Raw genomic sequence first — 354 nt, forward strand, 5'->3', positions numbered from 1 at the left:
TGATGTTCAGCAGCCATACCTTGGCCTTCTTGTCGTTGACGGTGCCCGTCGATTCCGTCTTGTCCTGGAAGGTCTTGTCGTCGTAATTGATCTGCGCATACAGGTTGTTGCTGCGCGAACGGATCAGCGGATAACTGCCATACACGCTGGCGATCTTCGCCGTCCCCTTGGCGTCGAGCACGGCAAATTCCTTGCCCAGCTTGTAGTCCATATACGTGTAGGCGCCGCCCAGGCGCAGCAGGCCGGCCTGCCCCTGGTAGGCCAGGCGGCCATAGTTCAAGCCATCGGCCGAGGTGAACGCGCGCACGGTGGCCACGTCGCCGATGCCGGCCAGCTCGTTGATGTTCAGGGTGG

At 61.3% G+C, this 354-nt stretch carries 1 pseudogene; it reads right to left on the reverse strand.

What is annotated here, in order from left to right:
- Positions 1-354 (reverse strand): annotated as a pseudogene (locus tag ACZ92H_RS29560) (ShlB/FhaC/HecB family hemolysin secretion/activation protein); the annotation flags it as partial.

This window comes from Janthinobacterium foliorum (genome assembly GCF_978021625.1).